A 25,373-nucleotide genomic window follows, 5' to 3' on the forward strand; every position below is an offset into this window, starting at 1 on the left:
GTTTAAATAAAGTTAACTAATTAATAATTTTTCTACTATAGATAAATCAGTATCAGGTTGATAAAGAGCAGTTTTTTTAGTCCAGTTTAACTCTTTTCGAGCCTCCATCATATCACCTAAATTAATTAATAACATGATTTTCGCTGCTAGAATGTTTGGTTTAGCGGCTGGAGGAACTATACTTAAAGAATAATCAAAAGCTTGAGTTATTTCTTTTATAGAAAAATCTTCTAAAGAATAAGTTTTTTGCAAATATTCTGATGGAATTTGTTTAATGTATTTAAAAATTACTGAGCCTTTAGGCACATATAATATAGGTTCAAAATAATCTTTTAAACGATACATAATTAAATGAATCCAACTACAATTATAATGACAAAAATCTTGATGATGAACAACGGAAATATTAGTTATTAATGCAGGGAAAAATTGCTGAATAACATGATTAGTTAAATCCCAATTTTTCATGGCATCAACTAATAAAAATTCAATAGGTTTATCCTGATTCCAAGTCATTGTCGTTAAATCCCCTTCATAAACTTCTAGTTTATTTTCATAAGGATTTATCTGGGTAAAAAAACTATCTAAAAAACTATCATTATTTTGATATTTATTTTCTAAATCAGTGCCAACAACTTCGGCATTCATCCACTGTTTCCAAAGAAATAAATCATAAGCATGAATTTTTATCTGTGTTGAATTAACCTGCTTATTTTTTTCCAAACCATAAATTAAAGGTAAAGTTAATGAGCCTAACCAACAACCTAAATCAACGATTTCTCCTTGTCCAGTATAATAATATTCAGCATAATCTTTCACATAAGATCTTTCTTCTCTTGATGTCATTCCTAAAACATTAATAAGTTGAGATTCTAACTCGTATTTTGTATAAGTTAAAATTGGTTGAATCGGGACAAAATAAGGACGATTGTGGGCATGATTTGTTTGCCAACCATAAGATTCAACTTTATTTTTGAGGAAAAAAGAAGGGAAAAAAGCTAAATCAACATTCTCGTAAGCAACTTGCTCACGATGACAAGATTTATCAAACCAATCTTCCTTATTGATGCTATCATTTGCTTCAAAAACCCATTCAAAACAACCATGAATAGTTATATTTGTCAAACAATTTTTTCCTAACAAGTTAGCTTTTTTTGCTTGAATAGTATCATAACCAAAACCATTAACATCAGGAAATTCTATATAGATTTTACTTTCTTTAAAACTATTAGAAAAACCTTGACTCAAAAGCCAATTTGCTACACTTTGATATTTAAAATAATAATCTTCTTTAGCTTGGTTTAAAATAAATTTATGTTCTTCTGTTAAGTTTAAAACATCTTCAACTTCGGAGGTTGAAAAAATATGTTTTAAAGCCCGAATATGAGATTTTCCTGCATATTTTTCATCACTTTGACAGAGGATTAAAATTACTGCCCACCCGGCTTGAGCTAATTTTTGACTTAAGCTCGTGTAATAAGTTCCAATACCGCCATTACGGGAAAATCCTTCATATTCATTACTAATTAAAAGAGCAATTTTAGAATAATCTTCTCCTTGAAATTGCTTTAAAATTTTACTTTTAAAACTTATTTGATTTTTCTTATTTAAGTCAATATTATTCATTATTAATTATTAATTATTATCGGTATATAATTAGGCATATGATCGCCTTTTTGTAAATTCCAACCATACGATCGCACTCTTGTGGTTAAATAATGAGAAGGGAAAAACACTAAATCACCATTTTCGCAAGAATATTGTTCATAATGTGCCACCTGCCACAACCATTCAGGATATTCTATATTATACTTTTCGTTCGCCTCATAAATCCATTCATGACCACTGTGCATCGTTACCGCCACAACACAATTATTCTCTAAAATTTTTGTTTGTTTTCCTTGCAGACTTGGATGACTAATACCCAACATTTCGTGAAATTCTACATAGATTTTACTATCAGGAAATTGATAATTAATAGCCTGAAGAAAAAATAAACAACTATAGCCTAAGTAACCCACCCATTCTGAGGCAACAGAATCTAAAATCTGATGATGAAAAGAAGATAAATTCAGACTTTTTTTAACCTGATTCGTGGTAAATATATGTTTAAGTTCATCTAAAGTTGATTCTCCAAGATAATTAGATTCATTATCACAGGAAATTAAAATCACATACCAACCGTCAGAATTTAATTTTTTAGCTAAATTTTTATAATAAGTGCCGACACCACCATTACGGAAAATTCCTTCATATTCAGTAGTAGGTAAAACAGCAATTTTTTCAGGATTTATCTTTGGAAATAGTGCTTTTATTTCGGAAGAAAAAGTAATATTATTTTTTTTATTGAAGGTATTCACAACATTTTGAAGTTACTCAACATTAATAAGAAAATTTTATCATATTTTGCCGAGCTTCCATGTCTGTAGTTAAGCTTAGTTCAATAGAAGAAAAATAATGAAGACAAAAGAAGTGAGGTAAGTACAAAAGTTATTATACTTGAGGTTTTTTATAACATTGAGATAGAATAAATATTATGTAGAATTTTTGATTAATATTATATTTACTACGAATCCTTGCTTGCTCAGCACATATACTTATTGTTTTTTAAATACTCTTAAAAACTAATTGTTTATTGAAATAATAATTAATTCTCTTATGTTAAAGCTTATATTACTTGTACTAAAGATTCCACTAATTTACTATTCACGTCATCCTTATAAAATTAATTGATTTTCATAATAATCACAATCGCAAAAAAAACTCCTAGCCGCAAAATTCTAAAAAATAAAAAAGTAAAAACCCTTGTTTTAGGAGCAATCCACCATACAAATAAACACAAAAAATCCTCTCTATAGAGAGGATAAAAATTAATTAATTGTTAAACTATCAAATTTAACGAAAATTAAGCAATAGGAATAATTTCGTTGCTACCCAGTATTGTAGGCGTAAAGCCACCTAAATTATCTAATAAAGCAATACTGTTAGCATTACCTAGGTTACTAAAAGAACCATTAGCAGAGTAGAACAATTGGGTATCATTTGTACCATTGTTATTAGCATCAGTACCAGTAACGGAAACAAAACGAACTCTGGAGGTAAGGGTATTTCCTAAGCCCTGAATTTCTGCCGTTGTACCTTGAATAATAGTTGAACCGACATTATTATTAGCAGGATTAAAATTAGCAGCACTGATGATGTCATATTTTTGACCTTGGGATAAAGTTCCATAAGTAGCATTACTTAAAGCAATTTCATCATTATTTAAGTTAAAGCCAGTAATAGAATCTCTTGTGGCAATTTGGTTGAGAATTACACGATCTTTGCCACCAGCCATAAGATCAATGATGTCAGCACCAGCATTACCAGTGATTACATCATTACCTGAAGATCCTATAATTGTATCTACTCCAGTACCACCATTGAATTTGATTCCATTGGTTGTTGAGCCAGTGGCATCAAACTTACCGCCACCATTACCAAGATTGATCACCGCATTTTCTGCTAATCGATCACTTTTAGCATCAAAACGGTTTGTAACCCCAGTAGAATCAACACTGGTAATACTATTTGCTCCAGAAGTTGTGAGGTTTCCTAAAAAAACATTATTTGCACTTGTAACCTTAACGGACTTAAGAGTTGTACTTCTGATGTCACCACCAATATTGGTAGCAGAGTTAAGATTACCATCAGCAATGGTAAGCTCAAAGTTTTCCACACCATCAGCTCTCACGCCGTTAAAATCATAAGCGACATTACTATCAATTTGAGTTCCTTGATTGTTTATATCAATTGCCAAGGTATCATCAGTACCACTAACAGCAGTAGAAAGAATAGTTAAATTAGAAAAGATTTTAGAGTTATCTGCTGTTCTAAGATTATTACCTTGGAGTTCAATTGTTGGTAAGCTTTTAATCGCATCAATAGTAAGATCATTTTGAACTCCATCATTGGTAATACGGATTAAGTCGATGGAGTTATCACTCTTATCAAAAGATACGTTCGCAGGAGCATTGAATTGAGTAGTTAAGAGTAACGTTTGAACATTTTTGATTTCTAAAGGTCCAACATTACCAGTAAATGTCGCAGTGATAGAATTATCACCGACACCACCATCGATTTTATCATTATCAGTTAAGTTTTCACCCATATTGATAGACACATCTCCTTCTCCACCAGTGAAAACGAGTTTATCATTGTCCATACCGCTGAAATCAAGGGCGACGTTACCTTTTCCACCAGTAAAGGTTAAATCTTCATTCCCATCGTCACTGTAGTCGAATATTACGTCTCCTTCTCCACCGATAAAGGTAAGGATATTGTTAGTGAAAGATACAAAACTCAAATTTCCGACCAACCCAGAAGCATCAATTTTCTCAACACTGTCTTCAAAAACACCATTCTGAGCAATTAATTCTAAATCCTGATCTCCAGTGATGTTAATGGTTTTGAGATCTCCACCGTTATCCCCGACGATACGATTAAGTCTATTGATAACAGTCCCAGTAGATTCAATATTAAAGGTTTCATAGCCTTGGTTACCAGTGATAGAACCAATACTTATTTCTTCTCCAATCCCGTTAACATTTTCTAAAACTATTTTAACTGAGTCATTACCACCTGAAAGAATTAGATCTGCTACTGTAGCAATGAAAGAACCAGAAGCATTTCTTGCGATGAAGGCTTCTGGTGAATTTTGGATTCTTCGGATATCTAATGTTGCTGTGCTGCTTCCAGATATAAAAGTGTTAGTACCTGTGGTATTTATAGCGTCAAATTCAACATCTTTGATAGCACGGATGTTAATGGTTTCAATACCAGTGATGCGAGGAGTAATCTCTAAAGTACCATCAGCACCAAAGATAGTTCCGTCCATAGTAGCTAATAACAAGTCATCAGTTCCAGTACCTTCTAATACATCAACACTTTCTAAAGTGGGAGTGTTACCAATAGCAGGAACAAAGACGACAGGGGCATTAATTACACCTGATGTACTTACTATATCTTGACCAACCGTTAATGTAGAGTTTACTGTGTTTACATTGTTACCATCTTGATCTTGAATGGTTAAATTCTGAGAAACACCATTTCCTAGGGTAGCAAGAAACTGTTGTACCTGAATTGTCGTACCTAATATTTTAATAGTCCCAGATCCTGATAAAATAGAGACATCTTCTAAATTATCAAAAGAGGCGGTTAGGGTTACAGCTTCAGCAACATCAAAGGTTTCGATGCTAATTACGTTGGATATAGAAAGATCTATATTACTTGTTACCCTTAAGGTATCCTCTCCCACACCACCAATTAAAGTATCAATGCCAGCACTAGCGACAATTATATCGTTATCTTGCCCACCATGGATGTAGTCATTACCACTACCACCCACAAGGGAGTCATCACCTAAATTACCGAAAATGCTGTCATTACCGCCACCACCCACAACGGTATCATTATTTTGACCGCCGTAAATTTCATCATTACCAGTACCTGCGATAATTAAATCATTACCCAGATTACCGAATAATAAGTTATTTCCTAACACTGAACCTAGAGAGTCGTCACCTTGACCACCGTAGATCGTGTCATTACCTTGACCACCATTGAGAATATCATTACCTTGGTTACCCAAAAGAACATCACTAAAGCTGGTACCAGTAACAGTATCGTTACCTTCTAACGCATTTATGGTTACTGTTTCTGCTGTAGAATCTCCAGATTGAGGCCAAAGATCGGGTCCGGACGTTAAATTAATTTCTGCCATTATTCACTCCTGCACGATGAGTTAATGAATTGTTTAAAATAGTTATCAAAACTTTATTTAGTTTATCTTTCTGACCTATAAATGTTAGCAAAGTAGTTTTTACTTGTCAAGGATGTTTACTGTAAATATCAGTTTTGTCAACTAAATTTTATATTACTCTCTAATAATATATCAATTTTCTAAAAATGGGATCTTTATTTTCTAATCACAGTATGATGAAAGATTTTTTTGGTAAAGATAAGAAAAATAATTATTGATAAAAATGTTTATTTTTTTGTATTGTTTTAAAACACATTTAAACACTTTGTTGATAGAATCGGATTTAAAATGTTCGGTTTTTCAATAAAAGCAGCAAAAATGTTACACTTTTTCAAGGCCTAATTTTAAAAGACTTTCAACTTTTTCAGCAAGTCCTAAATTAGCTTTTGTTTTTGACATCAACTAAATTCGATCTAAAAAAATAGAAAATAATTGATTGGGAAGACTCCGCAGAGAAATAGATGAGAAAACAGGGAGATTATGTTTTCATTAATTAATAAAAATTTCTCAAAAACGCACAAGTAGCGGCAATTTTTCCTCATTTCGAGAATTAAAATAAAAAAACTCCCCCCATGATTTGAAGAGAGTCTATATTTATATAATTAATAAAACTAGATTCAAGAGTTTAGTTTTTTACCCTTGCTTGATGATTTTAAAGGTACGATAGGAGAAAAAGTAGTTAAATAACCACAATTTGTGTACTTGCTGGGATTAAAGTACCACCAGTCTGTCCTGGTAAATCTAAATTAGTTCCTATATTAGATGGGATAAAGGCATTTTGACCAGTTAAAGTTGTTACTACTTGATCGGCGACAGTATTACCGGCTCCTACTATCGGTCCAAATTGACCGGCAGCATCATAATAAAGGGTGGTATTTGTACCATCTTTAACAGAAAGAAAGCGAGTCTCTACTGGCGTAACACCGTTATTCGTAATGATACGATAAAATTCATTCGCTAAACCTTGATTATATTGTGCTTGAGATATTTGAGCAATATATTGAGCATCATTAATCAAGTTTCCGAAATTGATCAAAGCCTGTCTTTGTGGATTTACTAAAGGATCACTTCCAGCCGCAATCTCACCAAATTGGACTCCCAAGCCACCGATAACACTAACAACATTACTAGGAACAGTACCAGCAGGAAGCTGAGATCCAGTAACATCAATTACATACACAGAATCACCCGCCGGTACTCCTGGAAATTGAGTTGAGTTTATCGAAACAGGAAAAACAGGAGTAATTACAGTTCCATCAGGTAATTCAAAAACGATGTCAGGGGAAGATCCTGCTGGTAAACCATCAACAAATGCTTGAACTTCTTCCGGTGTGCCATCTAGGACAACAGTACCAGTTCCCGAAAACCGTGTGACTCCTTCTACGAAGGAAATAGGAGCAGTTACTGTCACACCATTCTGAAGATCGATCTCTTCAATATCAAATTTACGAACACTATCAGGAACAGTAGTAGTAGCTCTAAATCTCAGAATATTTCTAAAATCACCATCAGCTAAAATTCCTTCGCTGATTAAGCCTTCAGAAGAAAGATTAATTTCTGAAAGTACTTGACCTCCAGTTTGGAGTTCTCCGTAAATAATGGTATTCGGACCAATACCTTCTGCCCCTACTTCAAAAATATCATCTCCTAAACCACCGATGAGAGTATCAACACCAGTAGATCTAACGAAAATAAGATCATTTCCTTCACCAGCATCTACGTAAGTATCAGCTGTTCCGGGTGTAATGGTGTCATTTCCTTCGTTACCGTAGAGTGTACTATTTCCACTACCGCCAACGATAGAGTCGTTACCTTTACCACCTAGGAGAGTATCATTACCACCAGTACCGAATTCAGATCTGTTAGCTAAAATAGTATCGTCACCTTGACCGCCATGGATATAGTCACTGCCGTTACCAGACACAAGACCGTCATTTCCTAAGTTTCCGAAAATTTGGTTGTTACCAGTACCACCAGAAATGGAGTCGTTATTTTGACCACCGTAAATGATATTATTTCCTACTAGAGCAAGAATTAAATCATCACCGAGATTCCCTAAAAGAAGATTATCTCCACCTGAGGCGTTAATGGTATCATTGTCTTTACCACCATAAACAGTGTCATTTCCTGCACCACCGTTAAGAAGATCCCGTCCTGGGTTACCCAAGATCAAGTCATCAAATGAAGTTCCTGTAATAGTGTCATTACCTTCTAACGCACTTAAGGATACCGCTTCATTTACTAAACTATCTTCCTGAGGCCACAAATCTGGTCCTGTTGTCAATGTAATTTCTCTTGCCATTACCCACTCCTACACTAAAGAATTATTTAATGTGTATAGTTAATTTTTATAGATTAAAAGATTAAGATCTCACAAAAAAAACGTGAGTTTAACTTATTCCAATAGTAGTCCTGTAATTTATCTTTTGCATGAAAAGATATTGAAAGAATTTATTAAATATTTCAGCGATTAGTTTTTGTTTCACATTGAAATTATTTAGTTGTTTTCTTTATTAAGTACTACAAGTTGGTATGATATGATAATGCTAACAAAGTAGTTTCTATTTGTCAATAGTTTTTTATTCACCTCCGAATATAATAAATCAATAACAAATTTTCTATTTTTTTCTAGGTATATGAATACTTATCAATCAGCAACTCTGATTTTGACGGGAATGCACCGTTCTGGTACTTCTTTATTATCTTCTTTGCTTCAAAGTGCGGGGGTTAATATTGGTAAAAGGTTAGTTCCAGCTAATGATGGTAATCCTAAAGGGTACTTTGAAAATAGTGATTTTGTTGAATTTCATGAAAATGTACTTTTTTCTCTGGGTATTGATAAAATCGGTTGGACCACCCTAGAAAATTGTCAGCCACCTTGTCATTATATAGATGAGGCTAAAAAATTAATTGAACGAAATCAAGACCCTGAGCAACCTTGGGGATGGAAAGAGCCAAGAACGACTCTTTTTTTAGATTTTTGGTCAAATTTGTTACCTAATGCCTATTTTATCTTTGTTTATCGATCACCATGGGAAGTTCTTGATTCACTGTATCGAAGGGGGGATGATATTTTTCGTCATAATCCTGAGTTAGCATTACAAGCCTGGAGTAGTTATAATCGACAAATTGTAAATTTTTATCAAAAATATTCTGACAAATCCTTATTATTTAATTTGGCAAAGGTGACAATTAATCCAAATTATTTGATAGAGATGATTAATGAAAAATTTAATTTATCTTTGCCTTCAGTGGATTCTAATATTTATGATCCTTCTTCTCTCAAAACTGATACGAAAAAATCTCAACGTCCTCATCTTTTAAAAGTTTATTTTCCTGATATATGGGAACAATATCAAGAATTGAATAAAATGACGAATTTTGAAGAGCCTTTGGAAGAAGTTTTGGAAAACTTATCAGATAATGCTTGGGTATTGCAAGATTGGTTAAATGTCAGAATTTTAGAAAAAACTCTGAAGCAAGAGAAAAAGATTAGTGATGAGCATATTGATTCTGTATATCAAAAATTAGGGGAAACTATCGGCGAAAAAGAGTCTTTTGAGTTTCATTTAGGAGAATCTCAGCGAGAGTTAAAGGATAGCCAATCTCAGCTACAGCAAACTCATCAAGAATTAGAAAATACAAAACAAGAATTATATAATACTCAATCTCAGCTACAGCAAACTCATCAAGAACTAGAAAATACAAAACAAGAATTATATAGTACTCAATCTCAGCTACAGCAAACTCATCAAGAATTAGAAAATACAAAACAAGAATTATATAGTACTCAATCTCAGCTACAGCAAACTCATCAAGAATTAGAAAATAACAAGTTTCAATTACAAGAATCTCAAAGAGAATTGCAAGACAAAAAATATGAATTGCAACAACAAGAGTTGGCCTTCAAAGAATTACATTTTTATTTCGAGCGTTCTCAGGAAGAGTTAAAACAAACTCAAGAAAAAGTAATAGAGATTAAAGAGAATCTTCAAAGAAAACAAGAGGAGTTACGAAATTCTCAAGAAAAAATTATTTTTATGGAAAGTAGTAAGTTTTGGAAATTAAGAAATAAATGGTTTCGCCTTAAAGGGGAAAAAATTGAATAAATCATTCGACTTTTTGCAGAAGTCACGTAATAGGTAATGGTTATTGAAATTAATAATTTTTCACCTTAAATAGATTTTTGTTTTGTACTTGTGTCTATTAATTAATTTTAAATTATTATGAATATCTCTTTACAACATCCTGATTCTGTTCTCTTTATTACCCTTGACTCTTGTCGTTATGATACTTTTATGGAGGCAAATATTCCCCATTTAAAAGCTATCGGTAATGTTTATAAAACTATGGCTCCAAGTTATTTTACCTATGGCTCACATCAAGCAATGTTTGTCGGATTTACCCCTAGTATTGCTCAAGACTTTGCCCCTTTTACTAATGCTAAGTTCGGCAAAATTTTTCGGATGGGAGGCAGTGCGGCTTTTAGTAAAGAGACTGATTATTTTATTTTAGAAGGAAAAAATATTATTGATGGTTTTAAGCATCAAGGTTATCTTACCATCGGTTCAGGTGCGGTTGGTTGGTTTAATCCTAAAACAGAAACTGCCCAATCCTTAATTAAAGATTTTAATCGTTTTTTTTATCCGGGAGATACCTATTCTTTAGAAAAACAATTGAATTGGCTGACAAAACATTTGCTTTCTTCAGAAAATAAAGTTTTTGCCTTTTTAAATATTGGAGAAACTCACACTCCTTATTATTATCAAGGGGCAAATTGGAGTCGAGATTATAACCCTTGTATTCCTTTCGCCAAAAATAATGATGCTGATGAGTGTCGCAAAAGACAAACTGCTTGTTTAGAGTATGTAGATTTATCTTTAAAGCCTTTATTAGATGCGTTTAAACATAGTAATATTGTTATTTGTGCTGATCATGGTGATTGTTGGGGAGAAGATGGTTTATGGGAGCATGGTTTTCATCATGAAAAGGTATTAGAAGTACCTTTTATTTTTAAGCTCAATAGTCGTTAAATCCCTGGACATTGCCCACCCTAGAATACATTTATAATTATGGCAATTAAAAGATCGTCTTCTGATCATAAATCTGAATCTCTTCCTCGACAAAGAAAAAATAAAACTTCTATTCCTAAATCTGTCTTGTCAGAAGATGATAACCTTTTATCTTCCACAGAAATAATTGAAGATTTAGGGGAAAATGAGGATAAAATTCGTCCTCATCGTTTTGAGGATTATATCGGACAAAAAGATCTTAAGGATGTTATTTCTATTGCCATTGAAGCTGCTAAACAAAGAAAAGATCCTTTAGATCATATTCTATTATACGGTCCTCCTGGATTGGGTAAAACTACCATGTCTTTAATTTTGGCACAGGAAATGGGAGTGAGTTGTAAAATAACCGCTGCACCAGCTCTTGAACGTCCGAGGGATATTACAGGCTTATTGGTAAGCCTTAAACAGGGTGACATTTTATTTATTGATGAGATTCACCGTTTAAATCGAGTGACAGAAGAACTATTATATCCGGCCATGGAAGACTGTCGTTTAGATGTTACTATTGGTAAAGGACAATCGGCGAAAATTCGGAGTATTCCCCTTTCTCCTTTTACTCTTATAGGTGCTACAACAAAAATTGGTTCATTAACTTCTCCGTTGCGTGATCGTTTTGGCTTAATTCAAAGGTTACAATTTTATGATCTTGATGAACTTACGGAAATCATACTGCGATCTGCTACCATTTTAAAGTTAGATATTGATTATGGTGGTGCAGAAGAAATTGCTAGACGCTCAAGAGGTACACCAAGAATCAGTAACCGTTTATTACGCAGAGTAAGAGATTATGTGCAAGTAAAACATAAATCGAATATCAATAAACCATTAGCGGCGGAAGCGTTAGATTTACATAATGTCGATCGCTTAGGGTTAGATTGGACTGATAGACTGGTATTATCTACTATGATGGAACAATTTAAAGGTGGCCCTGTGGGTTTAGATGCGATCGCTGCGGCTACAGGGGAAGATGCTAAAACCATTGAGGAGGTTTACGAACCTTATTTATTACAAATCGGGTTTATTAATCGTACCACAAGAGGAAGGGTTGTCACCGATAAGGCTTATGAGCATTTGCAACTAAAAGGTAATGGGTAATTAGTAATATAGTGCATCCGTCAAAAGTTACTACTGTGAAATAAATCCCAAAGCTAGGAATTTAAGTATAATCTTAAGATGACAAACATATTTTTTAGAAAATGAAACTGTATAATAAAAAATGAAGTGGTAGTGTGAAGGGAAAATTTATCGTAGATTATTAACGTAAACCTGTAGCTAAAAATTTAGGCATTGAACTTTAACTTTATAGCTATGCTAATAGCCTCGAATTAAATTGAATTAACTTAATATATTTTAAATAAATATGGTCATAAAATAATAAGTTCAGAGGCATCTAAGTTTACCTATGAGGATAGGTAATTAGTGATTGATAATGATAAAAATAATGATAAATTTATTGTCACAGAATTATTTAATAATAAGAGTAAAAAAAGAAAGTCTTTTGTATGAGAAATAGTAAAAAAAGTTTTTAAAAATAGGGTTTATTTAGCTTATGAGCGTTATCCTATTCTTTGCAGTAAAGATCATAGAAAATAAGTAGATATTTTAATTCTCGATTGGCAATTAGGTATTATTATAATTGAGATTAAATATTTTAAAATATAGAATATCCCTCTTGTGTTATGTTCCGAGATGAAATAATAGGAGAAAAAGAAAAATTGAACTTGGGGGGGCATAAACAATAATGGATGTAGCAGAACAAGTTTGTAAACATTTACCTCGAACTCCAGAATCCACTATACCATTAGTAGATTAATATTATATTTACTATCAGGATTTATTTCCTAATGCCATCCGAAACGAAAATTATTACCAGAATTAGAAAAAGTACTGGGAGTATCATCACAATCTTTACATCATTTTCTCACGTCATCACCTTAGTAATTATCCAAACTAGAACAAAGAAGATTAAATAAATTAGTGACCATATTATAGGAAGAAACAATAACTATTGTAGTGGATGAAACAGGGGATAGAAAAAAAGGTAATAAAACAGACTATACTGCCAGACAATATTGAGGAAATGTGGGGAAAATAGCTCAGGGAATTGTCTGGGTTAATGTCTATGGTATTTATCAGAATATAACCTTTCAATTAATGACGAAAATATATAAACTAAAGTCGAGATTAAAAATAAGAGATAATTATAAAACAAAGACAGTTAGGGCAGGAGAAATGGTGAGAGAATTAAAAGAATGGGATTTTAAAAAATAGAATTAGTATTAACACATAGTTTATATGGTGAAAGTAGTACTTTTTTAGAAGTATTAGAAGAGTTAAAACTGGAATATGTGGTGTCCATTAATAAAAATAGAAAGTATTGAGAAATGGTGGGGAATAATAAATAGTGTTTATACCACGGTAAGTTGGCAAATAGAACCCTTTAAAAAATTACTATTTCTGAATGCACAAAAGAAAGAACAAGAAGAAAAAGAAGAAATAAATACTTGGAAAAAAAGTTTGAAGAAAATAATGAGGATGATTGAACCATTAATCTTATTTTGGTTAATAACACCATGGTTAAAAATAGTAAATTCATCTGGATTATTAGAAGGATTGTTCTCGTTATTTCTCTATTCTTTCATATTTTTCAGTTTTTTTTGATCAGTCAATTAAATTAATCCTATTCACTCATTATTATCGGTTTTTTATCAATGAATGAATGAATTAATATAAATAGATAATTTTTCCATTGATAATTTCAATCAATCCTAAATCCTGTAATCCTATCCATTGCCTAGTTGTGAATAATTTATGAAATTGTTGCCAATCTAAATATATTTTTTCTTCCTTTTCCGTTGCACATGGTTTCATCGCATCTAAGGTTTTTTTGCATCTTCTAAATCAGGATGAATTCTACTAACTGTAAATTCAACTAAGGCTAAATATTCATTCCAAGATTTTTTTCTTTTCGGGTTAATATACCAACAACCAATCATTATATAGTCTTGATATTCATCTACTATAGTAAATAAAGGCTCTCTAACGTAGTATGAAACTTCTGAATCTTCTGATTTGAGCATAATACAAGTTAAGTCGATCGTCGGATGCTCCCTATCATGTTCTATTTCTTGACATTGGGGAAATGTGATTAAAACGATTCTATGATCTGATAAATAATTAACAGTAGGTTTAGGATACAACCAACGTGCTAAATCTTTGAGATGATTAATCATTAGTGATTTCTTAGAAGTTAGTATTTTTACGGAAAATGTCGAGCGAAACTCAAAATTTCTGTCTTAAAAGTTCGATCGCCAAAGGTGGCGCTGCGCGATCGAACTCTATGATGTTTTACGAATCTTCTGCTTTTCAATTCTTGTATTTGACGATTAGCCTCTTTCCTAGCCAGTAAAGCACATTTTTCGATCGTCGTTGTGGATAGGAGATTAAGGAATTGAGGGCGGTTAAAATTACCCATAAATGCCCCATAAGCACAAATAGCTTCGGGATATTGAGTCACTAAACCATAGTTTAAATCACGGGGTATCTGGGGAATATACTTTTCCCAGCGAAACTCATCCACTGTTAACCATGCGGTAATAGCGATGGGTGCAATAACTCGATGAATGTCAGATTCCATCAATGATAACAATACAGGGCGGTTATCTTGAGGAGAAACCAGGTAGTCTCGCTGACTAATTTCTAAAATTTGCTCGACAATTTCTGAGCCTTGAGCTAATAAACGAAAATAGCTAGAGACAAAATCGGGGATAGCATAGTAACAACACCAGCCTTTTTGATGTAAAGGGGGAAAAGTAACGGCGGTTTCAGTAGCTAAAAACCAGTGGGCTTGATTATGCAAAATTTTCTCACGGTAATAATTTCGTAGGGTGATAGGCGGATATTGTTCTAAATAGCTTTTTTGGCTCATCTTGTTACCCCATTTTTTTGCGACTCTACTACTTTAATGCAAAGATTGAGAGTTTTGGTTATCTTTTATGCTAATGACGAATTAACTATTCTGCAATAAGTATGTATTTTAAAAGATTGTTAAGGTTCTATTCTAATAAGCCAAAACGCATTTAATTTACATTATTTACTAACTCTAAAAAATGACTTAAACCTTTACCTGTTCCCTTTTCCCTACTTCAACTAAACAATTTAAACGCTTCCTAGTTTAATCTACGGATAATTGATTTAACCCTTGTCAAAGAAGCATTTTAGTTCTGAGTTCATAGTTCTAAAGTTAAGGGGTTGTCAAAATAATTTTCTGTTTGTTATATTATGGAGACAGCAATTTTTTTGTAATTAATAAATCAAATGTTAAACCTAACAGTGTTTTAATCTTACTACTTTTGTCAAGCTAGATTCTCCAATCAGGGGATTCTAGTGTCTAAAACAAAAGGAGGTTAATTCCATGTTAGGTTTACGTTTAAGATTCCGTGCCATCGCTTCTCAGCTTCAAGTTTTAAATCACAATGCAAAAGATTTAAACGAAGAATATTTACTCACTGTGGCAAAAGAGCATTATCCTAAACGGTTCGATCGAGCTGTTAAAATGAGAGCTGATTTAACCGATAGTGCAACTCTATGGGAAATTCTCGGCATTGATGCGGTTATTCTCTTGGAAGATAAAGAGGGTAAATCAATTCGTGTCGGCGTTTCTTTATTAGACAAGGAAAAAAATGCCCGAAATCTCGTTTTTTCGATGAAAAGTAAAGAAGGTAGCTTACTGCGAGAGGCTTTGAATATCGAGCAATATTGGGTTTTCTTGGTGAAAGCCAAAGATTTTCCTCGAACAAAAGAGGAATGGATTGATATTCTCTACCGTGAGATTGATGAATGTCCGCCCTTTTCGGGTTGTCGTTTGATTATCTTGTAAACTAATTCTGGGGGGCTTTTGCCTCCTTTTTTTGGTTAGTTACAGTTAAATATAACGAACTTGATTACGCATTTCATCGGCTGTAAGATGATTGACAATTTTCAATAATCTACGGGCAATTTCTTGGGGAGGATGACGGACTGCAATAATAACACCATAATGAGTTTGGTTTAAATTAAAGTATTCTTGTACTAACTTTCCAAAGTCGGCTCGATTGTGAGTGACAAGAGTTTTTTTCTGCAAACAGACGATTCATAGTTTAATCTTTAACGAGGGGATCTATCAAGTGGTCTGGAATGCGGTTTAATTCAATATAGTGGTTAATTTCTTCTGTAAATTCACTGTAATAAGCAAGGGCAGAAAATACTTGACTTAGAGTTAAATGAGGCATTCCTTGGGGGATTTCCTGATTTTATTGGACAAAAATGGCGTACTCATGGCGATACTTATGGTTCGGCGGTGGCTAATGGTGAGGAAGCATTGGAATCGTTAATCATAGCTTATCAAGCTACTGGTGAGCCTTTACCTCAACCCAGCACTGCTAATTAAATTGAAGTATAAACAATTTATTTGTACTTAATAAATATGCTAAAATTTACTTATATACTTTATTATTTTCAGCAATAAAAATTTATGTTGGCTCAAATAACTGACTCTCAAGGTAAATTTAAAATAAACTTATATTGGAAAGTGATAACCAAAGATCGTGGCTTGATTTCAGATTGCTTTATTGATGATAATCAAAATATTTATTTTGAACGAGAACATCATGAATTTATTGATGCAATAACATTGATAAATCTTATCCAAGATAAAGTTAAGACAATTTATAATTTGTCTGATATTAAAATTGCTTTAGGAAGAGTCAAAAATACATAAAGTAAGATTTAGTTTATTCATTATCTCTAATGGCATCAAGTATTTCTTGCATAGTAAAATAAAGATAGTAAAATATTGGTTTATGATTTATCTCAAAAATTCCAAAAGGACGAATTGACTGATTTTTGAGATCATATAGTGGATTATTTCCCGTATATTTAGGACTAACATAAGCTAATTTATTGATAGGTGTACATTTTTGATCAAAAGTTATCCCCCATTTTGGTTGATGTTCTAATTTTCCTTCTGAGTTTCTTTGTATATTATTTAATATATTTTCATAAAAATATTTTATATCAATTTGAATAAAATCTTTATCTGTGATTAATTGCCATGAAGGTAAAAAATTTTCGGTAATATTAATGTTGATTTTTAAATAATTAAAAAATTTTTCTGCTTCTTTCAAAATATAATTATTAATAATTTCTTGTTCTGTTTGATCCTTAAATGATATTAAAGGACTATATTTACTGATAAAAGTTGAATTATCAACAATACTACCTGAGAAATTTATCACGAGTTTTCCTCCAAATAACTTTTTTGAATTAATGAAAAGTCAACAGATTGAACAATAATTCCTTCTTTTAATTGAAGTAAATCTTGAAAAATGGTGTTTTGATATTCATGAAAAAATTGAGGAATTAAATAACAATTTTTTGATATTGTTAAGTCTTGACTTTGTTGTAAAGCAAATTCATAAGTAAGTTCTTTAATTAAATCTATTCTGTATTTATCATTAGTATTTGCTAAAGGTATATTGTTATTACGCACATAAAACTCAAGATTTACATATTTATAATCATAAATAATAATAGTATTTTTTTTACTTTTTTCATCATAGTAATTTAATAGTAAGTCAGGTCTTAAAAGACGAGGTAATTCTTGTTTAAAATTTCTTTTTGTATATATGGGATTAGAATATACAAAAATAACAGGTTCTAAATCATATTTTATTAACAATAAATCTTGCCAGTTTAAAAGATATTTTTTGTTAAAACTTTTTACTGGAGATGCTGTTTGATAAATCCATATTTGATTATTTTTATCTTTGGCAGAAATTAGATGATTACCAACTCTATTCATTTTATTAATATCTCTAAGATCATTATGATATTTTTTTATACATATATCTGTATCTGCATAAGCTATATTGTCAAAACAGTTTTTGAAAAAGTAAGTGTGACACATATCTTCCCAAACAAAAGAAAATCCTTTAATTCCCCAGTATTCTCCGTCTTCGCCTTCAGGATTAATTTCTCCATATAAGAATAATTCTATAGCTTCATATAATTGCCAATAGTTGTTATCTTTATAATGCGTATTTTTATCTATATTTTCTAAAGTTTCTTTGAGAATACTGATTGTTTCTAATGATGTCTCACTATCAAAAATAGACTGATGATTTGTTAAATAATTATCTTGAAATGTTTCACTTAAAAATTTAATTTCCTGACGATGATCTTTAATTTGTTCAGAAACGTCACCATCTAATTGTTCAATAATTTCATCAAGAATATAGCAATATAAAGTAACAATATCAGTGCTTTGATTTTCTAAAGTTGGACTAGCTAAGTCCATTGTATCGATAAAAATAACATCATTTTTTAAATAAATTGCTTTGTATAAATACTTGTGAATGTCACTATATTTAATTTTCTCACTAGCCCTGATTTTATCTTTTAGGGATTGAATAATTAATGGATCATAGGCTTCTAATATATTTTCTAACATTCTGATTTTACTATAGATAATACAAGACTCTTGCTGATTATTTGTAAGAGTAACACCTCCATTTTTTGTTGTTGTTTGATCTTGATCTTGTTGATATTCTGAGTTATTTAGTTGAAACTTCTCATTATCGATATTATCGTTTTCAAATTTACGAAAAGTTCGATAAAGATCGAAAAACAGTTTCCTTACTAAATCAAAATCTTCTTCAGGAAATTCATCAAAACCAATAGGAAGATAAAATTCAAAACAATCTTCTACAATATTTTTTTTAATCCCTACGAAATTATCTTTGGAATTTTTATTAATTCTTAAACTTGTAAAGTTAAACATAACAAAAAATTATTATAATGTAAATAGTCAATAAATTATTTCATCTATTAAAAAGGTATATTATCCAAATTTTTTACGTTTATGAAACTATTTTCATCTATATCAATAACAATATTTAAGTCATACTTAATTTTGATTTTTTCTATAAAAAGATTATGAAATCTTGTAAAATCACCAAAAGTAACTAACTGATCTGTGCCTAGATCTAAAAGCTCTAATAAAGGCTTTTTATCTCGATTAAAAACACTATCCCAAAGAAAAAACATTAATTTATTTCTAATTGATTCGGATGTTACGGGATAGTTCTTGATAAAATAAAATCCTATTTGCTTATCTTCAATACCTCTAATAGATTGATGATGACTTTTAATAAATTTGTTAACTCCTCTTACTAATTCTCTCCATTCATCTTTTTCCAAATAACCCCAATACTCAGGATGTCCATTCCCATATTTAGGTTCTGGAATGTCATTATTTTCTTCCCAGTCAATAAACTCCCACTCCCATCTTCTTTTAAAAGCACTATCCATAAAATAAATGGAATTATCAGAAGTATTCATAGTCCCTAGTATTGATAAATTCGGAGGAATTTTAATTGATCTGGAGTCTAAATTAATATAAAGGCATTCAACTCTATTTTGAAATGTTGATAAATTTTGTACCCAATGATCTTCGTGTGGGAATTTATATTCAAACCCGTCACCTGCTAATTCTTTCTCTTCTACTCCTATTAACCTTAATATTGTCAAAAGTTCTATTTCAGTAATATTAATACTATAAGATGACCAACCGTTATCTAGTTCATGATCATCTCTGTCTAACAGTTGAAAAACTGTGCCAAAAATAGCAGATGAATTACCTCTATTAATTTCATCTATGATTAAGGCAACATTATTCGCTTTTTTACAAGCTTTTTGACGTGCCTCTTGAATAGCTTTAATTTTTTTTTCTTCATCTAAAAATTTGTAATCTTTATTTTTTGTTGGATCATCGTAATGATCTAGGATATTTTTATATGCTTGTGCTAATGCTCTTAAAAAATGACCTTCATGAAATTTATACTGAACATTTTTTCCTTTAGTTATAGGAACAAGTTTACCCATAAAATCACCATAAGTATATTCTGGATGAAATACTGTTTTTACTACATTTTCTGGATTTAGTTTTTCGTTGATTTTTAAGTCATTAGGAAGAATTTGATTAACAATTTTAAAACTTTTTCCAGTACCTGGATTTCCAAATAATATTTTTTGAATAGGACTACTAGGCATATTAAATGTACTAAATATAGGGTATTAAGTCACAATACTATAATTTGAGAATTAATTAAAATAATATCTACCAACGTAATCAACGCATTGCACTAATCATCACGAAATTGATCCCATGCGGCTTGATTAAAAGTAGAAGGATCTCCCCAATCTACTCCCTCATAAGGATCTGAGTTACTATAATAGTGATAATCATCATAATCATCTGGCTCTGATTCTTGTTCATGCCAATCTACTTCATCTTCTTGTATCTCATCTTCATATTCTAAATAATCATCCGTAATACTATTTTCTTCTGTATTTGATTTAGTTAGCGAGACATCTAAACCATTATCCCTAAATTCCTTAACGATTTCATGGAGAGGATCTTCTAATAAATCTAATAATTTTTCTGGAGAAATTGTATTTTTATCAAGTTGTAAGGCTTCAATTAAATATTCTCCTATTTTGATATTTTTGCGACTATTCCAAGCCCCAACATATAACAAGATATTACTGCTTTTTTGATAATAATTATATAAATGTTGTTGATAGTCTATTTCAGCTAAATAGTAGTAAAGTTGCTCAGGATTTTGAATGTTTAATTTAGATAAAGCCTCGCAAATTTCCTCATCGTAATGATTCACTAATTCCATGTCTGTAGAGTTGGTTAAATAAACCGCTAAATAATAAGCACGTTCTTTGATTAATTTAGGTAAAGTTTGGCATTCATTTTCATTATTACAACACACTTTAATTGTTAATAATTTTTCCTTAATTTGATTGTTGATACTTTCAAGAATTTGGGCTGATTTATCTTTTACTGCTGTATGTTGTCCAATTAGTGAAGTTAAAGAATATTCTGAACTGCCAAGGTTGAATAAGTTGCTGAAAAATGATTTTATCCTCTGTGTTAGGATGAGTCATAATTGGTTTTGGTGTTAGTTTTCAACGGTTATATTTATCATATCCCGACATTTACGAAATTATCTATAATTTAATGCGAATGAGGAAAGCCATATCGATAAAGATGATACTAGGATAGTTTATTTATTCTGCAAAAAGGCTATAAAAATCTTGATAAGTGACAATTTTCGTTTTCTCAAACTCTTTAATAATTAATAAATCTAAATCTCCTGTAATTAGATAATCTGCATTACTATCTTTTGCTAAAGCTAACAAATAATTATCTTTTAAATCTCGACAAATATTAACAGTTGATTTTACTTCAATAACTAACCCAACAACTTGCAAAAAATCAATTAACTCCGATACTTTAACGGGAGAAAAATATTTTTGTAATTTTGGTCTTTTAGTGACAACATTAATTTCTTCCAACAGTTGAGAAGAAAAAATAGGTTGAATGGTTTTGTTAACTAATAAATCTTTTAAACTACTTAATTGCTTTCCAATTAAAAAGCTAATCCAAAGGTTAGTATCTATAATTACCTTACAAGGTTTGTTGTTTTTCATAAATTTCTGCTCTTACTGTTTCCACTTCTTCATTAACTATGTCGAGAGAAATTTCATCATTTTTAAATACTTCTAAAAATTCTGTTAATTTTTGATTTAAAGTATCTTTTTCTAAGGCTTGACTTAACTTAATTTTTTCTTCTTGAGATAACTGTTGTACTAATTCTAATACTTGCTCAAACTCCAATTTTAATGATAACTGAGGCATATTATTAATAAATAAGAGTGAATAAATAAAGGTTAAATTTAAACTAATTAAACGAAGCTAAGATGTGACTAGCTTTTATTTAAAATCTTGCTTTACACTGTAGCCTTTAAGTTTAACACAAAGGAATTGCGAAGGCGATAATAATAAAGCCTAAAATTTAAGGAATCTAAGCCCTCTGGAAATAGCTTTATCACTATATTAGTATAGTTAATTTATTTGTCATTTAAAAATAGTAATGCTTGTATTATTCAGTTTATCTCGAATTAAACTAAAATCGAAGTAATGATAAATAACCTTAAAAAGTATGTTAAAAAGCTATGAAGCTATCTATGACAATGGACAAGTGAAATGGTTGGAAGATACACCAAAAGTTACTTCCGCCCATGTCATTATAACCATTCTTGAAGAATCGAATAAAAGTGTTTTTAGCCGTCGTCAACCTCCTGAATTTATAGCGGGGAAAGGAAAAACATTAGGAGATATTGTTAGCCCTATTGTTGATGAAGATGACTGGGAATGCCTAAAATGATTAACCTTGATACACATATTTGGTTTTGGTTTATCAATCAAGAATTTGACTGATTTTTTAAACATGGGTTGCAATTTAGAGCAAAAATGAACCATAAAACCATAATTAGGTACTTTATTATTACAACATATTGAACTTGAAAAATATTTACTAAAATAATAAAAAACTATGATAAATATTGAAACTAAAATATTAGAAACTTTAGACAAAATGCCCGTATCTTTGCAAGAAGAATTATTGCATTATGCGGAGTATCTTCAGGAAAAATATAGCGAAAATAATGGAAATATAAACACTTCTAATCAAAAACGTCGCTCAGGTATTTTAGAGGGTACTTTTGTTTTACCCTTACCTGATGATTTTGATGAATCTTTAGAAGATTTTGAGGAATATATGAGATGAAATGGTTATTTATTAGATACTCATGCTTTTATTTGGTTGTCAGAAAACGATCCTAATTTGCCAATTAATCTAAGACAAAAAATTGACTCCGCCGAAAAAGTTTATTTAAGTATTATTAGCCTTTGGGAGATTGCCATTAAAATCAATATCGGGAAATTATCCCTTAAAAAAAGTTATCAACATATTGAAAATGAACTAAAATTATCGGACATTCTCTTATTACCAATTACTTTTGCTAACACTCAAAGACTATGCAATTTACCATTATATCATCGAGATCCTTTTGATAGAATGTTAATTGTTCAAGCAATGGAAAGAGAATTAATTTTAGTGAGTAAAGATACTAAATTTTCTGCTTATCCCATTGAAATATTACGGGAATAAAAATCAAACTAAGTAACGACATCTCAGAAATTATTAATATTTAAAACAAAAAAGGACAAGTTTCTCCCTATCAAGTCAAACAATTTTTAGCATTGATTGAAAAATATAATTTAACTTTAGATAAAGAGGAATAAAATATGCAAGACTACCATATTAATATATTCTATAGTGAAGAAGATCAAGGTTATATTGCTGATATTCCAGATCTTACATATTGTTCTGCTTACGGGAAAACTCCAGAAGAAGCATTACAAGAAGTTTTAATTGCTAAAAAAGCATGGTTAGAAGTTGCTAAAGAAAAAAATAAGCTCATTCCTTTGCCTAAATATAAACCAATTATTTATCAAATTGCTGGATAGTTAAATTTCGATATTTAAATCTTAATATAAAAGAGCAATAGCCTCTCCTATTTGTTTAACTTTATTCACTAATTCGGGGGGATTAATTACCTTAACTTGCCCACCAAAACCGACAATCCATCTTAATAAATCAATATCTTCTAATGACCATAATGGTAATTTTACTTGAAAACAATTAGGATAGTTTTTATCATCTGTTTTTTTAAGGGTAAAAGGGGCTTTTTTCTCATTACTTTTATGAAGAGGGGGAGACATTTTCATCTGTTTTAAAGGAAAGCGATTTGTACCTTCACTGATAAACTTAAAAATATAATCACTAAACCATAATTCGATCGTTATTTCGGCTTTACTTTTCTGTTTACGATCGAAATATAGTTTTTGTAATTTGACGTTATTACCAAGAAAAATTCCGCCACTAGCTTGATATAGTTTTTGTAATTTATTTAAGGCATTTATTTGTTGCTTTTCATCCCGTGATTGATGTTGTTTTCTGCCTAAAAATAACCTGTCTAATCTTTCAAATTTCAGTAAGCCTTTATTTTCTCCTTCTGCCCATTCATAACCTAAATACCAGCCAATGTTATGAAAAACTATTTGTAATGGATAAATTAGAAAATAACTATTATCTTCTGTTTGATTATTTTGAAAGTCATGATTATTAAATTCGGCACTGCTTAAAAAACGATTTAATTCTAATAATTCTCCCTTTTCGATCGAACTTTCTACCTGATCAATTTTACTTGCTAAAGAGGTATTAGGAAGACTGTTTAAATCGACAATATTTTTATTATAAATTGCCCTAACAGGGTAACTTTCGGGGTGAGCAATTTTAGCATCTCCCAGACGACTTTTAAAGGTTTCATAGACCGATAAAGCGACAGGATCTGATAAACTATTAGCTTGGGCTTCTAACAGTCTAAATAGTTTAATTAATTCGTTTGCAGATAAGATTCCTGTGCCAATAAAATAACCTTTTTTCATAGTAAAATCTGGTAAAATTCCAAAGGGTTTTAAAACTTTTTCTATATCTTTACGAATACTATCAGGACAGTTAAAGTTAATAATTCCTGGAGAAATCATAGCATTAACTAGACTTTGTAAACATCCTTCTTGTTTATTCCATGTAAAAGGGTGATGAATAATAAAATTAATGGTTTTAATTAATCGCTCAAAGGGTTCAATATCTGAGTAAGGATGAGTAACTAAATCCTCAATTTCGAGTGTTTTTATTTCTATTTTTTGATTAAATTTACTGCCAATAATACCAATATTTTCTAACCAAAGTAAATCTTTTTTGATGGCTTTTGGTTGAGCATAAATAGGATGAATATGGTGAGCTAAAATTGCACAAATTTCCTCTATTTCTGTGTCAAATTTAATATTTTTACCGAATATTTGTTCTATCAATTCAGGGTTATATGATGATAAATTACCGATGTTAGGATATTTAATAATTAAGCTGATGAGGTGCAGAAGTCGATCAAAATCTAGTAACCTTGAATAAGAGTGAAATTTTACTTTACTATTAGCAGGGCGATTGTGACGATTAACTTGAGTGCGACTTAATTTTGAGACTTTATCATTGAATTGATGAACTTCTAATTTATCATCTTTAAAAGGTATGTCATAAACAGCTAAAAAACCCTCCGCAGGAAGGGGAGGAAAATTTCTTAGGGATTGATATAAATTAGTTATAACATCATCTGGTACTTGGCGTTTTCGCCTTTGATTCCATTCTAAACAAATATTTAAAGGAGTTTTTAAATACCAACCAATCCAGTTAACATTGTCATATTGTGTTAACTTTTCCAACAGAGAAATTCGCCACCATCTTTTAGCGTTAGTAGCATCATAAATAATCGGTTTTCCTGCTTGAATATAACTGTCAATTTGTTTAAATATTTCTGCTTCAATTAACTGCCAATCTCCTTGTATATTTTCATCTCCAAAAAGTTGTTTTCTAATGTTATCTGTAGAGATAATTTGATAACTTGAGTCTTGTTTAATAATGTGTTTAGCTAGAGTTGATTTACCACTACTTGGGCAACCAATTAAGATGTGTGAAATAATAGACATA

The 25,373-nt window shown here is 31.0% G+C and carries 26 protein-coding genes and 1 pseudogene; 11 read left to right on the plus strand and 16 right to left on the minus strand.

The genetic code is table 11. The features are described from left to right. Positions 1-12: 12 nt before the first annotated feature. The 4 genes from GM3708_RS09905 to GM3708_RS09920 all read right to left on the minus strand — a co-directional run bounded on the left by GM3708_RS09905 (position 13) and on the right by GM3708_RS09920 (position 8,102). Entirely contained in the window at positions 13-1,626 is a 1,614-nt protein-coding gene (locus GM3708_RS09905; protein ID WP_066346208.1) for a hypothetical protein, read from the minus strand. 2 nt (positions 1,627-1,628) lie between these two features. Beyond that, positions 1,629-2,360 carry a hypothetical protein gene (locus GM3708_RS09910; RefSeq protein ID WP_066346213.1) on the minus strand — a complete coding sequence of 244 codons (732 nt, stop codon included), beginning with the start codon at positions 2,358-2,360 and terminating at the stop codon, positions 1,629-1,631. 545 nt (positions 2,361-2,905) lie between these two features. Further along, positions 2,906-5,761: a calcium-binding protein gene (locus GM3708_RS09915; RefSeq protein ID WP_066346223.1), complete on the minus strand. Its 2,856-nt coding sequence runs from the start codon at positions 5,759-5,761 to the stop codon at positions 2,906-2,908. Positions 5,762-6,479: 718 nt separating this feature from the next. Continuing rightward, positions 6,480-8,102 carry a calcium-binding protein gene (locus tag GM3708_RS09920; protein WP_066346226.1) on the minus strand — a complete coding sequence of 541 codons (1,623 nt, stop codon included), beginning with the start codon at positions 8,100-8,102 and terminating at the stop codon, positions 6,480-6,482. Positions 8,103-8,436: 334 nt separating this feature from the next. On the opposite strand from GM3708_RS09920, the gene GM3708_RS09925 reads away from it, so the two are divergent. From GM3708_RS09925 to GM3708_RS19795, 5 genes are all read left to right on the plus strand, one after another. Beyond that, on the plus strand, positions 8,437-9,909 hold the full coding sequence (locus tag GM3708_RS09925; RefSeq protein ID WP_066346229.1) for a sulfotransferase family protein: 1,473 nt from the start codon (positions 8,437-8,439) through the stop codon (positions 9,907-9,909). Between the two features lie 117 nt (positions 9,910-10,026). After that, on the plus strand, positions 10,027-10,833 hold the full coding sequence (locus GM3708_RS09930; RefSeq protein ID WP_066346232.1) for a sulfatase-like hydrolase/transferase: 807 nt from the start codon (positions 10,027-10,029) through the stop codon (positions 10,831-10,833). A gap of 39 nt (positions 10,834-10,872) precedes the next feature. After that, positions 10,873-11,967, plus strand: coding sequence for a Holliday junction branch migration DNA helicase RuvB (gene ruvB / locus GM3708_RS09935; protein WP_066346234.1), 1,095 nt, complete (start codon positions 10,873-10,875; stop codon positions 11,965-11,967). 987 nt (positions 11,968-12,954) lie between these two features. Then, positions 12,955-13,143, plus strand: coding sequence for a hypothetical protein (locus GM3708_RS19790; RefSeq protein WP_066346236.1), 189 nt, complete (start codon positions 12,955-12,957; stop codon positions 13,141-13,143). 75 nt (positions 13,144-13,218) lie between these two features. Next, entirely contained in the window at positions 13,219-13,533 is a 315-nt protein-coding gene (locus GM3708_RS19795) for a hypothetical protein (protein ID WP_066346239.1), read from the plus strand. A 63-nt stretch (positions 13,534-13,596) separates the two neighbouring features. On the opposite strand, the gene GM3708_RS18715 is transcribed toward GM3708_RS19795, so the two are convergent. The 3 genes from GM3708_RS18715 to GM3708_RS09955 are packed head-to-tail and all read right to left on the minus strand — an operon-like array spanning position 13,597 to position 14,800. Beyond that, positions 13,597-13,743: a hypothetical protein gene (locus tag GM3708_RS18715; RefSeq protein WP_158505864.1), complete on the minus strand. Its 147-nt coding sequence runs from the start codon at positions 13,741-13,743 to the stop codon at positions 13,597-13,599. Between the two features lie 5 nt (positions 13,744-13,748). Next, entirely contained in the window at positions 13,749-14,105 is a 357-nt protein-coding gene (locus GM3708_RS09950; RefSeq protein ID WP_066346241.1) for a hypothetical protein, read from the minus strand. Between the two features lie 26 nt (positions 14,106-14,131). Continuing rightward, positions 14,132-14,800, minus strand: coding sequence for a hypothetical protein (locus tag GM3708_RS09955; protein WP_066346243.1), 669 nt, complete (start codon positions 14,798-14,800; stop codon positions 14,132-14,134). Positions 14,801-15,286: 486 nt separating this feature from the next. Between GM3708_RS09955 and GM3708_RS09960 the strand changes: the two genes are divergently transcribed. Further along, positions 15,287-15,751, plus strand: coding sequence for a hypothetical protein (locus tag GM3708_RS09960; protein WP_066346245.1), 465 nt, complete (start codon positions 15,287-15,289; stop codon positions 15,749-15,751). 45 nt (positions 15,752-15,796) lie between these two features. Here the strand turns inward: GM3708_RS09960 and GM3708_RS09965 are convergent, their stop codons facing one another. Further along, positions 15,797-15,994, minus strand: coding sequence for a hypothetical protein (locus tag GM3708_RS09965; RefSeq protein WP_197671654.1), 198 nt, complete (start codon positions 15,992-15,994; stop codon positions 15,797-15,799). A gap of 16 nt (positions 15,995-16,010) precedes the next feature. Continuing rightward, a complete protein-coding gene (locus GM3708_RS19645; RefSeq protein WP_255358386.1) occupies positions 16,011-16,142 on the minus strand; it encodes a hypothetical protein in 132 nt (43 codons plus the stop codon). A 242-nt stretch (positions 16,143-16,384) separates the two neighbouring features. Between GM3708_RS19645 and GM3708_RS09975 the strand changes: the two genes are divergently transcribed. Beyond that, positions 16,385-16,630 (plus strand): hypothetical protein, encoded by a 246-nt coding sequence (locus tag GM3708_RS09975; RefSeq protein ID WP_066346250.1) that lies wholly within the window; start codon positions 16,385-16,387, stop codon positions 16,628-16,630. Positions 16,631-16,643: 13 nt separating this feature from the next. Here GM3708_RS09975 and GM3708_RS09980 read toward each other — a convergent pair whose 3' ends face one another. From GM3708_RS09980 to vap15, 6 genes are all read right to left on the minus strand, one after another. Continuing rightward, complete coding sequence (locus GM3708_RS09980) at positions 16,644-17,147, minus strand: hypothetical protein (protein ID WP_066346253.1); 504 nt, start codon at positions 17,145-17,147, stop codon at positions 16,644-16,646. Continuing rightward, positions 17,144-18,691, minus strand: a complete 1,548-nt coding sequence (locus GM3708_RS18990) for a hypothetical protein (protein WP_071827607.1) — start codon at positions 18,689-18,691, stop codon at positions 17,144-17,146. Before GM3708_RS18990 ends, GM3708_RS09980 begins: the two co-directional genes overlap by 4 nt. A gap of 47 nt (positions 18,692-18,738) precedes the next feature. Next, complete coding sequence (locus GM3708_RS09990; RefSeq protein WP_071827608.1) at positions 18,739-19,962, minus strand: AAA family ATPase; 1,224 nt, start codon at positions 19,960-19,962, stop codon at positions 18,739-18,741. Positions 19,963-20,054: 92 nt separating this feature from the next. Continuing rightward, complete coding sequence (locus tag GM3708_RS09995; protein WP_066346256.1) at positions 20,055-20,693, minus strand: hypothetical protein; 639 nt, start codon at positions 20,691-20,693, stop codon at positions 20,055-20,057. Positions 20,694-20,991: 298 nt separating this feature from the next. Then, entirely contained in the window at positions 20,992-21,414 is a 423-nt protein-coding gene (locus tag GM3708_RS10000) for a putative toxin-antitoxin system toxin component, PIN family (RefSeq protein ID WP_066346258.1), read from the minus strand. Then, positions 21,392-21,622: a type II toxin-antitoxin system VapB15 family antitoxin gene (gene vap15 / locus GM3708_RS10005; protein ID WP_066346260.1), complete on the minus strand. Its 231-nt coding sequence runs from the start codon at positions 21,620-21,622 to the stop codon at positions 21,392-21,394. The genes GM3708_RS10000 and vap15 overlap by 23 nt, the downstream gene beginning before the upstream one ends. A gap of 304 nt (positions 21,623-21,926) precedes the next feature. Between vap15 and GM3708_RS10010 the strand changes: the two genes are divergently transcribed. From GM3708_RS10010 to GM3708_RS10025, 4 genes and pseudogenes are all read left to right on the plus strand, one after another. Continuing rightward, entirely contained in the window at positions 21,927-22,151 is a 225-nt protein-coding gene (locus tag GM3708_RS10010; RefSeq protein ID WP_066346261.1) for a hypothetical protein, read from the plus strand. Positions 22,152-22,319: 168 nt separating this feature from the next. Further along, positions 22,320-22,553: a DUF2281 domain-containing protein gene (locus GM3708_RS10015; protein ID WP_231932894.1), complete on the plus strand. Its 234-nt coding sequence runs from the start codon at positions 22,320-22,322 to the stop codon at positions 22,551-22,553. An 18-nt stretch (positions 22,554-22,571) separates the two neighbouring features. Next, positions 22,572-22,937, plus strand: a pseudogene (locus tag GM3708_RS10020) (type II toxin-antitoxin system VapC family toxin); the annotation flags it as partial. A gap of 137 nt (positions 22,938-23,074) precedes the next feature. Beyond that, positions 23,075-23,296: a type II toxin-antitoxin system HicB family antitoxin gene (locus GM3708_RS10025; RefSeq protein ID WP_066346263.1), complete on the plus strand. Its 222-nt coding sequence runs from the start codon at positions 23,075-23,077 to the stop codon at positions 23,294-23,296. A 21-nt stretch (positions 23,297-23,317) separates the two neighbouring features. Here the strand turns inward: GM3708_RS10025 and GM3708_RS10030 are convergent, their stop codons facing one another. Beyond that, positions 23,318-25,372: an AAA family ATPase gene (locus GM3708_RS10030; protein WP_066346266.1), complete on the minus strand. Its 2,055-nt coding sequence runs from the start codon at positions 25,370-25,372 to the stop codon at positions 23,318-23,320. Position 25,373: the final 1 nt, after the last annotated feature.

The organism is Geminocystis sp. NIES-3708 (assembly GCF_001548095.1).
Classification (GTDB): Bacteria; Cyanobacteriota; Cyanobacteriia; order Cyanobacteriales; family Cyanobacteriaceae; genus Geminocystis.

Excerpts from the sequence above, each read along its gene's own strand:
- GM3708_RS09905 (WP_066346208.1), bottom strand. The coding sequence starts at position 1,626 with ATGAATAATATTGACTTAAATAAGAAAAATCAAATAAGTTTTAAAAGT.
- GM3708_RS09915 (WP_066346223.1), bottom strand. The coding sequence starts at position 5,761 with ATGGCAGAAATTAATTTAACGTCCGGACCCGATCTTTGGCCTCAATCT.
- GM3708_RS09920 (WP_066346226.1), bottom strand. The coding sequence starts at position 8,102 with ATGGCAAGAGAAATTACATTGACAACAGGACCAGATTTGTGGCCTCAG.
- GM3708_RS09925 (WP_066346229.1), top strand. The coding sequence starts at position 8,437 with ATGAATACTTATCAATCAGCAACTCTGATTTTGACGGGAATGCACCGT.
- GM3708_RS09930 (WP_066346232.1), top strand. The coding sequence starts at position 10,027 with ATGAATATCTCTTTACAACATCCTGATTCTGTTCTCTTTATTACCCTT.
- ruvB (WP_066346234.1), top strand. The coding sequence starts at position 10,873 with ATGGCAATTAAAAGATCGTCTTCTGATCATAAATCTGAATCTCTTCCT.
- GM3708_RS19795 (WP_066346239.1), top strand. The coding sequence starts at position 13,219 with ATGTGGTGTCCATTAATAAAAATAGAAAGTATTGAGAAATGGTGGGGA.
- GM3708_RS18715 (WP_158505864.1), bottom strand. The coding sequence starts at position 13,743 with ATGAAACCATGTGCAACGGAAAAGGAAGAAAAAATATATTTAGATTGG.
- GM3708_RS09950 (WP_066346241.1), bottom strand. The coding sequence starts at position 14,105 with ATGATTAATCATCTCAAAGATTTAGCACGTTGGTTGTATCCTAAACCT.
- GM3708_RS09955 (WP_066346243.1), bottom strand. The coding sequence starts at position 14,800 with ATGAGCCAAAAAAGCTATTTAGAACAATATCCGCCTATCACCCTACGA.
- GM3708_RS09960 (WP_066346245.1), top strand. The coding sequence starts at position 15,287 with ATGTTAGGTTTACGTTTAAGATTCCGTGCCATCGCTTCTCAGCTTCAA.
- GM3708_RS19645 (WP_255358386.1), bottom strand. The coding sequence starts at position 16,142 with ATGCCTCATTTAACTCTAAGTCAAGTATTTTCTGCCCTTGCTTATTAC.
- GM3708_RS09975 (WP_066346250.1), top strand. The coding sequence starts at position 16,385 with ATGTTGGCTCAAATAACTGACTCTCAAGGTAAATTTAAAATAAACTTA.
- GM3708_RS18990 (WP_071827607.1), bottom strand. The coding sequence starts at position 18,691 with ATGTTTAACTTTACAAGTTTAAGAATTAATAAAAATTCCAAAGATAAT.
- GM3708_RS09990 (WP_071827608.1), bottom strand. The coding sequence starts at position 19,962 with ATGCCTAGTAGTCCTATTCAAAAAATATTATTTGGAAATCCAGGTACT.
- GM3708_RS10000 (WP_066346258.1), bottom strand. The coding sequence starts at position 21,414 with ATGAAAAACAACAAACCTTGTAAGGTAATTATAGATACTAACCTTTGG.
- vap15 (WP_066346260.1), bottom strand. The coding sequence starts at position 21,622 with ATGCCTCAGTTATCATTAAAATTGGAGTTTGAGCAAGTATTAGAATTA.
- GM3708_RS10010 (WP_066346261.1), top strand. The coding sequence starts at position 21,927 with ATGTTAAAAAGCTATGAAGCTATCTATGACAATGGACAAGTGAAATGG.
- GM3708_RS10015 (WP_231932894.1), top strand. The coding sequence starts at position 22,320 with ATGATAAATATTGAAACTAAAATATTAGAAACTTTAGACAAAATGCCC.
- GM3708_RS10025 (WP_066346263.1), top strand. The coding sequence starts at position 23,075 with ATGCAAGACTACCATATTAATATATTCTATAGTGAAGAAGATCAAGGT.
- GM3708_RS10030 (WP_066346266.1), bottom strand. The coding sequence starts at position 25,372 with ATGTCTATTATTTCACACATCTTAATTGGTTGCCCAAGTAGTGGTAAA.